Source organism: Nonomuraea sp. 10N515B (assembly GCF_052245915.1).
GTDB lineage: Bacteria > Actinomycetota > Actinomycetes > Streptosporangiales > Streptosporangiaceae > Nonomuraea.
This window is the reverse complement of sequence record NZ_JBQQBQ010000033.1, coordinates 1-12255: the sequence shown is the minus strand read 5'-3', so window position 1 is coordinate 12255 and position 12255 is coordinate 1. Positions and strand designations below refer to the sequence as shown.

General features: G+C 67.6%; 12 protein-coding genes. 6 read left to right on the top strand and 6 right to left on the bottom strand.

Going from position 1 to position 12255, the window contains the following annotated elements:
- The first annotated feature begins 119 nt into the window (after positions 1 to 119).
- The 6 genes from ACTWQA_RS36485 (at position 120) to ACTWQA_RS36460 (ending at position 6876) form a co-directional block, all read left to right on the top strand.
- The gene (locus tag ACTWQA_RS36485; RefSeq protein WP_443163520.1) at positions 120 to 1073 is read left to right on the top strand and encodes a LacI family DNA-binding transcriptional regulator; all 954 of its coding nucleotides are present in this window, start codon (positions 120 to 122) and stop codon (positions 1071 to 1073) included.
- A gap of 196 nt (positions 1074 to 1269) precedes the next feature.
- Positions 1270 to 2232, top strand: a complete 963-nt coding sequence (locus ACTWQA_RS36480; RefSeq protein WP_443163519.1) for a carbohydrate ABC transporter permease — start codon at positions 1270 to 1272, stop codon at positions 2230 to 2232.
- Complete coding sequence (locus tag ACTWQA_RS36475; protein ID WP_443163518.1) at positions 2216 to 3082, top strand: carbohydrate ABC transporter permease; 867 nt, start codon at positions 2216 to 2218, stop codon at positions 3080 to 3082. Before ACTWQA_RS36480 ends, ACTWQA_RS36475 begins: the two co-directional genes overlap by 17 nt.
- Before the next feature lie 55 nt (positions 3083 to 3137).
- On the top strand, positions 3138 to 4427 hold the full coding sequence (locus ACTWQA_RS36470) for an extracellular solute-binding protein (RefSeq protein ID WP_443163517.1): 1290 nt from the start codon (positions 3138 to 3140) through the stop codon (positions 4425 to 4427).
- A 9-nt stretch (positions 4428 to 4436) separates the two neighbouring features.
- A complete protein-coding gene (locus ACTWQA_RS36465) occupies positions 4437 to 5717 on the top strand; it encodes a Gfo/Idh/MocA family protein (protein ID WP_443163516.1) in 1281 nt (426 codons plus the stop codon).
- A 61-nt stretch (positions 5718 to 5778) separates the two neighbouring features.
- A complete protein-coding gene (locus ACTWQA_RS36460) occupies positions 5779 to 6876 on the top strand; it encodes a dienelactone hydrolase family protein (protein WP_443163515.1) in 1098 nt (365 codons plus the stop codon).
- Between the two features lie 47 nt (positions 6877 to 6923).
- Here the strand turns inward: ACTWQA_RS36460 and ACTWQA_RS36455 are convergent, their stop codons facing one another.
- The 6 genes from ACTWQA_RS36455 to ACTWQA_RS36430 all read right to left on the bottom strand — a co-directional run.
- Entirely contained in the window at positions 6924 to 8693 is a 1770-nt protein-coding gene (locus ACTWQA_RS36455; RefSeq protein WP_443163514.1) for an ABC transporter substrate-binding protein, read from the bottom strand.
- 18 nt (positions 8694 to 8711) lie between these two features.
- The gene (locus ACTWQA_RS36450; RefSeq protein ID WP_327585069.1) at positions 8712 to 8987 is read right to left on the bottom strand and encodes a DUF2160 domain-containing protein; all 276 of its coding nucleotides are present in this window, start codon (positions 8985 to 8987) and stop codon (positions 8712 to 8714) included.
- A gap of 3 nt (positions 8988 to 8990) precedes the next feature.
- Positions 8991 to 9812, bottom strand: a complete 822-nt coding sequence (locus ACTWQA_RS36445) for a carbohydrate ABC transporter permease (protein ID WP_305924631.1) — start codon at positions 9810 to 9812, stop codon at positions 8991 to 8993.
- 5 nt (positions 9813 to 9817) lie between these two features.
- A complete protein-coding gene (locus ACTWQA_RS36440) occupies positions 9818 to 10753 on the bottom strand; it encodes a carbohydrate ABC transporter permease (RefSeq protein ID WP_443163513.1) in 936 nt (311 codons plus the stop codon).
- Positions 10750 to 11838 carry an ABC transporter ATP-binding protein gene (locus ACTWQA_RS36435; protein ID WP_443163512.1) on the bottom strand — a complete coding sequence of 363 codons (1089 nt, stop codon included), beginning with the start codon at positions 11836 to 11838 and terminating at the stop codon, positions 10750 to 10752. The genes ACTWQA_RS36440 and ACTWQA_RS36435 overlap by 4 nt, the downstream gene beginning before the upstream one ends.
- Positions 11831 to 12255 (bottom strand): TOBE domain-containing protein (locus tag ACTWQA_RS36430; protein ID WP_443163511.1); only part of this gene is annotated, 425 nt, incomplete at its 5' end. The genes ACTWQA_RS36435 and ACTWQA_RS36430, both read right to left, overlap by 8 nt.

Genomic DNA, 12255 nt, shown 5'->3' with positions numbered 1-12255 from the left:
GTGATTTCATTCCCCTAGCGCTACCTGGGGATTCCGGGTGAGGCTCGGTATGCCGTAGACCGGCAAGCGCTTTCAGGGTACTCATGGTTCTGCAAGCGGTTGCGTTAGGGTGGGCGACTGTGACAGTGACGATTCGTGATGTGGCCCGAGCGTCCGGCGTGCACGTGTCCACCGTGTCGAGGACGTTCTCCGCGCCGCACATGGTGAACGCCGCCACCCGCACCAGGGTGCTGACGGTGGCCGAGGAGCTCGGATACCGCCCGAACCGGGCGGCGCGGGCGCTCACGACCGGCCGCACGCACAACCTCGGGTTGATCGTGGCCGACATCGCCAACCCGTTCTTCCCTCCCTTGATCAAAGCCGCGCACGCCGCCGCCCGGCAGCGCGACTACCACCTGTTCGTGGCCGACACCGATGAGGAGCCGGCCGCGGAGGAGGAGCTGGTGCAGGCCTTCTCCAAACAGGTGGACGGGCTCGTGCTGTGCAGCCCGCGCTCGTCCAACAAGGTGCTCGAGCGGCTGGCCGAGCGGGTGCCGTTCGTGGTGATCAACCGGCGGCTGCGTGGCGCCGCGACGGTGCTGATGGACGTCGGCCACGGGGCCAGGCTGGCGGTGGAGCACCTGACCGGGCTCGGGCACCGCCGTGTGGCGCTGGTGTCGGGGCCGACCGGCTCGTGGACGAGCGCGGAGATCCGGGCGGCCGCCGAGCAGGTGGCCGGCGTCGAGCTCGTCGTGATCGGCCCCAACCCGCCGACCGAGCGGGGCGGATTCGACGTCGCCAAGCGGGTGCGGGACGCGGAGGTGACCGGCGTGCTGGCCTACAACGACCTGGTGGCGATCGGTCTCATCGAAGGGCTCTGCGAGCTCGGACTGAGCGTTCCTGAGGACGTCAGCGTCGTGGGGATCGACGACATCGTGCCAGGGCGGCTCAACCGCCCCAAGCTCACCACGGTCGCCATGCCCACCGCGGCGGCCGGGCGGCTGGCGGTGGATCTGCTCATCCAGGAGGTGAGCGCCACCACGTCGCTGGAGACCCGGCTCGTCATCCGGGACTCCACCGCAGCGCCACGATAGCCCGGTCGCTGCAACCGGTTGTACTATCCGCGATGCAAATTCGTCTGACTTCTTCGGCCGCCGAGTCTGTCACCTGGGAAAACGCTGTGGCGATATATCGGTAACGGGTATGTAACGCCTGCAAAGGGTTGACGTAACTTTCCCGACGGCTATAGGAAAGCGCTATCCATCCACATTTCGCCGGAAGGTCCGTGTGATGACTGACGTTTCGGTGGCGGTGAAGCCCCGGGGAGCGGCGACCCAACCCCCACGGGGCGGTCACCGCGCCACAAAACGTTCCCGCCGTGAGGCGCGGGCCGCCTATCTGTTCCTGGCGCCCTGGTTCGTCGGCCTGCTCGTCATCACGATCGGCCCGATCTTCGCCTCGCTGTACCTCTCCTTCACCGACTACAGCCTCCTGGAGGAGGCGAAGTGGGTCGGATTCGATAACTACATCACGATGTTCACCGAGGACCCGAGGTTCCTGTCCTCGCTGAAGGTGACCACGATCTACGTGGTCGTCTCGGTCCCGCTGCAACTGGCGTTCGCGCTCGCGCTGGCCCTGGTGCTCGACCGGGGGCTGCGCGGCCTGTCGATCTACCGCTCGATCTTCTACCTGCCCTCCCTGCTGGGCGGCAGCGTCGCGATTGCGATCCTGTGGCGTAAGGTGTTCGGCGCCGAGGGCCTGGTCAACGCGGTGCTCGCGATCTTCGGCATCCAGGGGCCCGGCTGGGTGGGAGATCCTGACACCGCGCTCGGAACGCTGATCCTCCTGCACGTGTGGACGTTCGGCGCCCCGATGATCATCTTCCTGGCCGGGTTGCGGCAGATCCCCAGCAGTTACTACGAAGCGGCCTCGGTGGACGGCGCGGGCGTGTGGCGGCAGTTCAGGTCGATCACGATTCCGCTGCTGACACCGATCATCTTCTTCAACCTGGTGCTGGAGGTCATCAAGTCCTTCCAGTCGTTCACGCAGGCTTTCATCGTGAGCGGCGGCAAGGGCGGTCCGGCCGACTCGACGCTCTTCTACACGCTCTACCTCTACCTCAAGGGGTTCAAGAGCTACGACATGGGCTACGCGGCAGCGATGGCCTGGGTTCTGCTGCTCATCATCGCCGGGCTCACCGCGGTGAACTTCCTCGCTTCCAAGTATTGGGTCTTCTATGGCGACACCAAGTAGGCCGATCCCGGTCCTGTTCCGCCCGCTCAAGGGCGGGCCTCTGGTCAAGCACATCCTGCTGATCGGCTTCGGCCTTGTCATGCTCTATCCGCTACTCTGGATGATCTCCAGCTCGCTCAAGCCGGAAGAGCTGATCTTCCGGGAGCCCGGGCTGTGGCCGAGCCAGGTCACCCTGGAGAACTACACCGAGGGCTGGTACGCGCTGAAGCACCCCTTCGGCTACTACCTGTGGAACTCCGCGGTGGTTACGGCCCTGTCGGTGGTGGCGAACCTGGTGGCCTGCTCGCTGGCCGCCTATGCCTTCGCCCGGCTGAACTTCCCGCTGAAGAAGTTCTGGTTCGCAATCATGCTGGGCACGATCATGCTGCCGCACCACGTGGTCCTCGTGCCGCAGTACATCATGTTCTCCGAGCTCGATCTGATCAACACGATCTGGCCGCTGGTCATGCCCAAGGTGCTCGCGACGGACGCGTTCTTCGTCTTCCTGATGGTCCAGTTCATCCGTACACTGCCGAGGGAATTGGACGAGGCGGCCGAGATCGATGGAGCGGGCTACTGGCGCATCTTCATCCGGGTGGTCATGCCGCTCTGCATGCCGGCCTTGGCGACGACTGCCATCTTCACCTTCATCTGGACGTGGAACGACTTCCTCAGCCAGCTGCTTTACCTCAACAACCCGGACAACTTCACCGTTCCGGTGGCCCTGCGCACCTTCCTCGACGCCAGCAGCGACTCGTCGTGGGGACCCATGTTCGCCATGTCGATCATCGCGCTGGGGCCGATCTTCGGCTTCTTCCTGGCCGGTCAGAAGTACCTGATCCGTGGTGTCGCCACCACGGGCCTGAAGTAGCACCACCTCCAACTCAACACCCCCCAACTCGAATAATCCCCTAGGAGGTAGAGCCGTGAGCTCTGGCAAGAAGATGTGGTCGGCGGCGCTGCTGGCCACCGCTGTGCTGGCGGTCACCGCGGCCTGTGGCAGCGGCAGCGGCGGCGGCGGAGAGAGCGCCGGAGGCAAGACTGTGCTGCGCTTCTCCTACTGGGGCAGCGACGCGCGGCAGAAGATGACCGAAGAGGCCATCAAGAAGTTCGAGGCCAAGAACCCGAACATCGACGTCCAGGGCGAGTTCTCCGACTGGGCGAGCTACTACGAGACGCTGTCCACGAAGGTCGCCGGCAACGACGCGCCCGACGTCATCACCATTGAGATCCGCGGCCTGCGCGAGTACGCCGACCGCGGCACGCTCGCCGACCTGGCCAGCAAGGTCAACACCGCCGACATCGACGCCAAGGTGCTGGGCACCGGCGCCATCGACGGCAAGCAGTACGCCGTTCCCACCGGCGTCAACGCCTTCTCCCTGATGGTCAATCCCGGCCTGGTCGAGAGCAGCAAGGCGAAGCTGCCCGACGACGCGACGTGGACCTGGAACGACTACGTCGACCTGGCCTCCAAGATCAGCGAAGGCAGCGCTGGCAAGATCACCGGAACGCAGCTGAGCTGGAACCCCGCGTACCTCCAGATCTACGCCGCGCAGAAGGGCGAGCAGTTCTACAACGGCAACAAGATCGGCATGTCCCCCCAGACGATCAAGGACTGGTGGGCCATTATGCAGAACCTGATCAAGACCAAGGGCGCCCCCGACGCCGCCAAGAGCACCGAGATCGGCGCGACCAGCATCGACCAGTCGCTGCTCGGCACCAACACCGGTGCGATGGGCATGTGGTGGAGCAACCAGCTCGGCGCGGCCTCCAAGGCGTCGGGGCAGCCACTGGACCTGCTGCGGATGCCGAAGGTGGAGGGAGCCACGACCGGCGGCATGTTCCTGCAGCCGGCGATGTTCTACTCCGCCTCCTCCAAGTCGGAGCACGCTGCTGAGGCGGCGAAGTTCATCGACTTCATGATCAACGACCCGGAGGCGGGCCAGATCATCCTCAGTGACCGTGGCCTGCCGGCCAGCTCCAAGGTCCTGGCGGCGGTCAAGGACAAGCTGCCGGACGCCGACAAGAAGACGCTGGAGTTCATCGACAAGGTCAGGAGCGAGCTGTCCGACCCGCCGGCCGCGCCGCCGAAGGGCTCCAGCGCCATGGAGGACATCCTCACGCGGTACTCGGAGGAGGTCATGTTCGGCCGGATGACCCCTGACGACGCCGTTCAGAAGTTCATCACCGAGGCCAACGCCTCGATCGCAGGCTAAAGGAGAGTCATGAAGTACGCGTTCGTCGGGCTCGGGCACCGCGCGCAGATGTACGTCGACGCGCTGCTCGGGGAGTGGCGTGACGCCGGCACCATCGTCGCCCTGTGCGACACCAACCGGACCCGCATGGACTATTACGTCGAGCGGATCGGCCAGGAGGTGCCGTGCTTCGCGCCCGCGGAGTTCGACAAGGTGCTCGAGCTCGCCGACGCGGTCATCGTCACGACCGTCGACGCCACGCACGCTCGCTACGTGTGCGCGGCACTCGACGCCGGTCGCGACGTCATTGTGGAGAAACCGCTCACCGTGGACGCCGAGGGCTGCGCGGCCATCGCCGAGGCGGCCGAGCGCAGCAGCGGCAAGCTGATCGTCACCTTCAACTACCGGTACTCGCCGCGTAACTCGGCCGTGCGCCGGCTGCTGATGGAGGGCGCGATCGGCGAGGTGACGTCCGTGCACTTCGAGTGGACGCTCGACACCATCCACGGCGCCGACTACTTCCGCCGCTGGCACCGCAACCGGGCCAGCTCGGGCGGGCTGCTCGTGCACAAGTCCACCCACCACTTCGACCTGGTCAACTGGTGGCTCGGGGCGGCCCCCGAGCTCGTCTTCGCCCAGACCGACCTGCGCTTCTACGGCGCCGAGAACGCCAAGAAGCGCGGCCTGGAGGAGCGCCCCGCGCGAGGGCAGGGCGCTCCCGGGCTGGGCACCGACCCGTTCATCCTGGACATCTCCGTCGACCCCCGGCTCAAGCGGCTCTACCTGGACGCCGAGCACGAGGACGGCTACATCCGGGACCAGGACGTCTTCGGCGAAGGCGTGGACATCGACGACAACATGTCCGTCCTGGTGCGTTACGACAACCGGGCGATTCTGACCTACTCCCTGCACGCCCACGCCCCCTGGGAGGGCTACCGGGTGGCCTTCAACGGCACGGCCGGGCGCCTGGAGCTGGACGTGGTCGAGCGGGAGTGGACGCCGCCGCACGCCGCCATCGACCCGAGCGCGGCCGGCAAGAAGCACGCGGCCGGGTCGTGGGAAAGGCTCACGCTGCACCGGCACTGGAGCAGGCCGGAAGAGGTGCCCATCGAGACCGGGGCCGGCGGACACGGCGGCGGCGACAAGCTGCTGCTCAACGACGTATTCCGCGGTCCCGACAACGACCCGCTGGCCCGGCAGGCCGGCTACCGCGACGGCATCCGCAGCGTCCTGACGGGCGTCGCGGCCACCATGGCTGCGCAGACCGGCACGCCCGTCCGCTTGGTGGACGACGGGACCCGTGTCGGCTGAGCCAACCGGGCCCTCGCCTGCCGCCCCGGCCGGGCCCGTGCCTGCCGTATCGCACGGGCCCGTGTCCGCCGCACCGGCCGGGTCCGTGCCTGCTGACGGGACCGGGCTCGTGTTCTCGGAGCTGGCCGGGATCGCCGCGGCGCAGCTCGGGATCTACCCCGCGGCGGGACCTGAGTTGCGGGCGGCGGCGCGGGACGCCCTCGGGGTGCTGGAGCTGCGCGCCGAGGACGTGCGGGTCGAGCGGACCTGGATCGACGGCGACCTGGCGGGCGAGGAGTTGTCCTGGTCCGTCGGGTTCGGGCCGCGGACGCGGGCGTTCCTGCTGCGTCCCCGGGATGCGGTGGGGCCGCTGCCCGGGGTGGTGGCGCTGCACTGCCACGGCGGCATGAAATGGGTCGGCAAGGAGAAGATCGCCGACGGTCCCGAAGAACCGTCGCCTGAGGTAGTCAGGGCGAGGGCGGCCATTTACGGCGGTCGCGCCTTCGCCAACGAGCTGGCCAGGCGCGGGTTCGTCGTGCTCGCGCACGATGTGTTCGCCTGGGGCAGCCGCCGCTTCCCCCTCGACCCGGAAGCGGCCCCCGCCACGGCCGAGGCGCCGCTCAGCGAGGCCGACCGTTACGACCGGCTCGCCGGGCCGCATGAGCACATCGTGGCCAAGCACTGTGCCGTGCTCGGCACCTCCTTCGCGGGCGTGGTGGCGGGCGAGGACCTCGCGGCGGCGGCCTACCTGCGCTCACGCCCCGACGTCGGCCCCGTCGGATGCGCCGGGCTGTCCGGCGGCGGGCTGCGGGCAGCGCTCCTGGGCGCCTTCGACCCCCAGATGAGCGCCGTCGTGGTTGCGGCGATGGTCTCGTCCTACCGGGACATGCTGGACGGGCACGTGGCCAAGCACACCTGGATGTTCTACCCGCCGGGCCTGCCGCGCCTCGGTGACTGGCCCGACCTGGTGGCCGCCCGCGCGCCCCAGCCGCTCATGGTCCAGTACGCCATGCGCGACCGGCTGTTCCCAGAGCCGGGCATGCGCCGCGCCCACGCCATCATCAGCGAGCGGTACGGGGACACCGGCGCGTACGAGGCGGTGTTCGCCGACGTGCCGCACAGCTTCGACGTGCCCAGGCAGGAGCAGGCCTTCGACTGGCTGGCCCGCCACCTCCGATGACCTGCCGCCGCCCGGCCTGCCCCGGGCGGCGGCACCCCTCGCAGCCGTCAGTCACCCGCCTTCCACTGCGCGATGAGCTTGTCGTAGTCCAGCGTGGCCGGTTTGCCGCGCTCGTCGGCCAGCTTCGGAGCGGGCGCGCCCGGCTGGTCGTACCAGTGCTGGGCCGATTGTTCGGGGTTGAGCTTGGGCGCGCAGTTCCCGCCGTAGCCGCGCCGCTCCAGCCGGGACAGGATGTCGTCCTGCTGCTTGGCCAGGTTGTCCATCGACTGCTGCGGCGTGGTCTCGCCGGTCACGGCGGTGGCCACGTTCTGCCACCAGAGCTGGGCGAGCTTGGGGTAGTCCGGAACGTTCGTCCCGGTCGGCGTCCACTGCTTGCGGGCCGGGGAGTTGTAGAACTCGATCAGGCCGCCGTACTTCTTGGCGTTCTGGGCGAAGTACTCGCTCTTGACGTCGGAGTCCCTGATGAACGTCAGGCCGACGATCGACTTCTTCAGCGACACGGTCTTCGACGTGACGAACTGCGCATACAGCCACGCCGCCGCCCTGCGGTCCTGCGGCGTGTTCTTCAGCAGCGTCCACGAGCCGGCGTCCTGGTAGCCGAGCTTGTGGCCGTCCTTCCAGTACGCCCCGTGCGGGCTCGGCGCGATGCGCCACTTGGGCGTGCCGTCGCTGTTGACGACCGGCAGCCCTTCCTTGGTCATGTCGGCCGTGAACGACGTGTACCAGAAGATCTGCTGGGCGATGTTGCCCTGCGCGGGCACCGGACCGGCCTCGCTGAAGTTCATGCCGGCGGCTTCCTTGGGCGCGTACTTCTTCAGCCAGTCCACGTATTTGGTGAGCGCGTAGACCGAGGCGGGGCCGTTGGTGTCGCCGCCGCGGGTGACCGACGAGCCGACCGGGCGGCAGTTTTCCACCCTGATGCCCCAGTCGTCCACCGGCAGGCCGTTGGGGATGCCGGGGTCGCCGTTGCCGGCCATGGACAGCCAGGCGTCGGTGAAGCGCCAGCCCAGCGACGGGTCCTTCCTGCCGTAGTCCATGTGGCCGTAGACCTTCTTGCCGTCGACGGTCCCGTTTCCGTTGACCTTGTTGGTGAAGAAGTCGGCGATGTCCTCATAAGCCGCCCAGTTGACCGGCACGCCCAGGTCGTACCCGTAGGCGTCCCTGAACTGCTTCTTGATCTCCGGGTCGGTGAACCAGTCGTAGCGGAACCAGTAGAGGTTCGCGAACTGCTGGTCGGGCAGCTGATAGATCTTCTTGTCCGGGCCGGTGGTGAAGCTGATGCCGATGAAGTCGTTCAGGTCGAGCGTGGGCGAGGTGACGTTCTTGCCCTCGCCGGCCATGTAGTCCGACAACGGGATCACGTAGTCGCCGCGCGAGTGGGTGCCGATGAGGTCGGAGTCGTTGACGTAGGCGTCGTAGATGTTCTGGTCGCCCTGGATCTGGGTCTGGAGTTTCTCGACGACGTCGCCTTCCTGGATCAGGTCATGCTTGATCTTGATCCCGGTGATCTCGGTGAACGCCTTGGCGAGCTGCTGGGACTCGTACTCGTGCGTGGTGATCGTCTCGGACACCACGTTGATCTGCATGCCCCGGTACGGCGCCGCGGCCTTCATGAACCAGTCCATCTCCGCGAGCTGCTGGTCCTTGGCCAGCGTGCTGGGCGTGAACTCCTCCGACACCCAGCGTTGCGCCGCCGCCTTCCCGTCGGCCTCCTTGAAGTCGCTGGCCGGCCGCTGTGTGCTCTGCGCGCAGCCGGCGATCATCAGAATCAGCGTGGCCAGACCAACGGCCGCGGACCTGCCTGCCCGATGCCTCATTGCATGGCTTCCCTTCTGTCAACCCCATATCCCGATCACGACCACCACGAGCAGCGCGCAGCCCAGCGCGATCCACATGGACAGGTCGGTGACGGCCATCCAGGCGGCCAGCACGACCGCGGCGCTAATCAAGCCGATGTACAGCCGGTCGCCCCGGTCGGTCTCGATACGCAGGAAACCTCGCCTGGCCACGGGCGGGGAGACGCGGCCCCAGACCGCCATGACGACGAGCAAGAGAGCGAGCCCAATGAAGACCAGGGCCGTGGGGAGGGTCCACACCATCCACTCGAGCATGCGCTAGACCCTCCCCAGGGCGAAGCCCCTAGCAATGTAATTGCGCACGAACCAGATGACGATCGCGCCGGGGACGATCGTGAGTACCCCCGCCGTGGCCAGCAGCGCCCAGTCCACGCCCGCCGCGCTCACCGTCCGCGTCATCGTCGCGGCGATGGGTTTCGCGTCGACCGACGTGATGGTCCTGGCGATCAGCAGCTCGACCCAGCTGAACATGAAGCAGAAGAACAACGTCACGCCGATCGCGGACCGGATCATCGGCAGGAATATGCGAATGAAGAAACGAGGGAGCGAATAACCGTCGATCGCCGCGGTCTCGTCGATTTCCCGGGGGATTCCCGACATGAATCCCTCGAGGATCCACACGGCGAGCGGGACGTTGAAGAGCATGTGCGCGATGGCCACCCCGAGATGGGTGTCGAAAAGCCCGACGCTCTGATAAATCTGGAAAAATGGCAGCAGGAAGACGGCGGGCGGCGCCATGCGGTTCGTCAGCAGCCAGAAGAACAGGTGTTTGTCGCCGGCGAAACGGAAACGTGAGAACGCGTACGCCGCGGGCAGCGCCACGATGAGCGACATCACGGCGTTCAGCGACGTGTAGATGATGGAGTTCAGATAGCTCGAATACCACGACACGTCCGTGAAGAACGTGACGTAGTTGTCGAAGGTCACCCGCTGCGGGATGAGCGAGAAGCTGCCGAGGATGTCCTCGTTCGGGCGGATCGACATGCCGAACATCCACAGCAGAGGCAGCATGAGCGTGGCCACGTACAGCCAGAAGACCGTGCGTGCCCACGGGAGCCGGCGTCCGGTGGTCCTGGCCATCCGCCTCACCTCCCCGACCTGGTCAGCACGGTGAAGAAGACGTAGCAGAGGACCTGCACGATCAAGAAGTAGATCAGCGAGAACGCGCCCGCGGGCCCCACGTCGAACTGGCCGACGGCCATCTTCGACAGCAGGATGCTCAGGAACGAGGTCGCGTTGCCCGGCCCGCCGCCCGTCACCACGAACGGCTCGGTGTAGATCATGAAACTGTCCATGAACCTGAGCAGGATCGCGATCGTCAGCACCCCGCGCAACCTGGGCAGCTGAATGTGCCGGAACGTCGCCCACCCTGACGCGCCGTCGATCTGCGCGGCCTGGAAGTACGGCTCGGGAATCGACCGCAGCCCGGCGTACGCCAGCAGCGCCACCAGCGGCGTCCAGTGCCAGACGTCCATGACGAGGATCGTGATCCAGGCGTCGGTGGAGTCGAGGGTGTAGTTGAAGCCGATGCCGAGCACGTTGTTGATCGTCCAGCCGCCGAGCCCGATGTCGGCGCGGGCGAAGATCTGCCAGATCGTGCCCACCACGTTCCACGGGATGAGCAGCGGCAACGCGACCAGCACCAGCGCCGCGGACGCCCAGAACCCGCGGCGCGGCATCGCCACCGCGATCGCCACCCCGAGCGGGATCTCCACCAGCAGCACCTGTGCCGAGAACAGCAGCGTCCTGACGAACGCCTCCCGGTTCTCCGGCCGCCGCACGGCCTCGTAGAACCAGTCCAGGCCGACGAACACCCGGTCGCTGGGGCTGAAGACGTCCTGGACCGAGAAGTTGACCACGGTCATCAGCGGGATGATCGCCGTGAACGCCACCGACACGACCACCGGCAGCACCAGCCACCAGGCCCGGTTGTCCTTGCGCTTCAGATCCGTGCGCGTCTCCTGGGGCTCGGCGGGCGCGGCCGTGACGACCTCGCCGCTCACCTGGCTGCCCGCGGTCACGTGGCGCTCCTTCCGTCGAGCGGCGCGAGGAAGCCGCACCTGACCTGGTCGCGGAACAGGAACGTCCGATCCGACGGGAAGTGCAGGAACGCCTGCGCGTCCGGCTGATAGCCGGAGCCCGCCTCGGTCCTGGCGATGACGGGGTGTTCGCCCACCCGGGTCTGCACCAGGTCGTACGCGCCCATGCGGTCGATCCCGGTCACCTGGGCGGCCACCCCGGGAGAAGCCCGGCTGATGCGGACGAACTCGGGCCGCACCCCGATCCGCACCGGACCCGGCGGGAGGCCGTCCGCGACCGACCCCACGGCGGCCTGCCCGACGCGGACGACGTCGCCGACGATCTCGGCGGGCACCATGTTCATGCCCGGTGAGCCGATGAAGTGCCCGACGAACTCGTGCGCCGGCGACAGGAACAGCTCCGCCGGCTCGCCCGCCTGCACGATCGCCCCCTCGTTGAGCACCACAACCTCGTCGGCGAACGTCAGCGCCTCCGTCTGGTCGTGCGTGACGTAGATCAGCGTGTGACCGGTGTCGCGGTGGATCTCCTTGAGCTTGCTGCGCAGTGTCCACTTCAGCGCCGGATCCACCACCGTCAGCGGCTCGTCCAGTAACACGGCCGCCACCTGGGAACGCACCAGCCCGCGGCCCAGGCTGACGATCTGCTGCCGGCCCGGGTCCAGCCGGCGCGACCTGCGGCGCAGGAGGTGGTCCAGGCCGAGCAGCTGGGAGACCTGGCGGACGCGCTGGTCGATCTCGTTTTTCGGATATTTCCGGTTGCGGAGGGGGAAGGCGAGGTTGTCGTAGACGGACATCTCCTCGTACAGGACCGGGAACTGGAAGACCTGCGCGATGTTCCGGCCCGCCGTCGGCACGTCAGTGACATCGCGGTCGTCGAAGAAGATCCGCCCCACCGTCGGGGTGATCAGGCCGGAGATGATGTTCAGCAGCGTCGTCTTGCCGCACCCGCTCGGGCCCAGCAACGCGTACGCCCGCGCGGTGCGCCACGTCCACGTCATCGGCTTCAGCGCCCAGGTCGTGCCGCCGTCGTAGCTGTGCCCCACGCCTTCCAGGCGGATGTCAGCCATGCACGCCTCCGAGGTCCGCGGCGCTGGTGGCCAGCAGCCGCCCGCCGGCCTCGTCGAAGACGAAGATGTGCGCGGGGTCCACGTACGCGACCGTGGCCTCCCCGGGGGTGAACAGCTGGGTGCCCGGCAGGTGGGCGACCAGGTGACGGTCGCCCCGCAGCAGCAGGTGCAGGAACGTGGCGCTGCCGGTCACCTCGGCGAGCCTGATCTCCGCGGGCAGTTCCAGCGCACCGGGCCCGTCGCGGGCGATCCGCACCTGGTGGGGGCGGATGCCGAGCATGACGTCGTGGCCGGTGGCGTGCGCGTGGGGCGCGGGGAACGACGTACCGAGCACCTCGATCCGGCCGTCGCGGACCACACCGGGCAGCAGGTTGAGCGGGGGATCGCTGAGCGTGGCGGCCACGGCCAGGGTGGGCG

Coding starts and splice junctions, on each gene's coding strand:
- ACTWQA_RS36480 (WP_443163519.1), top strand. CDS start 1,270: ATGACTGACGTTTCGGTGGCGGTGAAGCCCCGGGGAGCGGCGACCCAA.
- ACTWQA_RS36475 (WP_443163518.1), top strand. CDS start 2,216: ATGGCGACACCAAGTAGGCCGATCCCGGTCCTGTTCCGCCCGCTCAAG.
- ACTWQA_RS36465 (WP_443163516.1), top strand. CDS start 4,437: ATGAAGTACGCGTTCGTCGGGCTCGGGCACCGCGCGCAGATGTACGTC.
- ACTWQA_RS36455 (WP_443163514.1), bottom strand. CDS start 8,693: ATGAGGCATCGGGCAGGCAGGTCCGCGGCCGTTGGTCTGGCCACGCTG.
- ACTWQA_RS36450 (WP_327585069.1), bottom strand. CDS start 8,987: ATGCTCGAGTGGATGGTGTGGACCCTCCCCACGGCCCTGGTCTTCATT.
- ACTWQA_RS36445 (WP_305924631.1), bottom strand. CDS start 9,812: ATGGCCAGGACCACCGGACGCCGGCTCCCGTGGGCACGCACGGTCTTC.
- ACTWQA_RS36435 (WP_443163512.1), bottom strand. CDS start 11,838: ATGGCTGACATCCGCCTGGAAGGCGTGGGGCACAGCTACGACGGCGGC.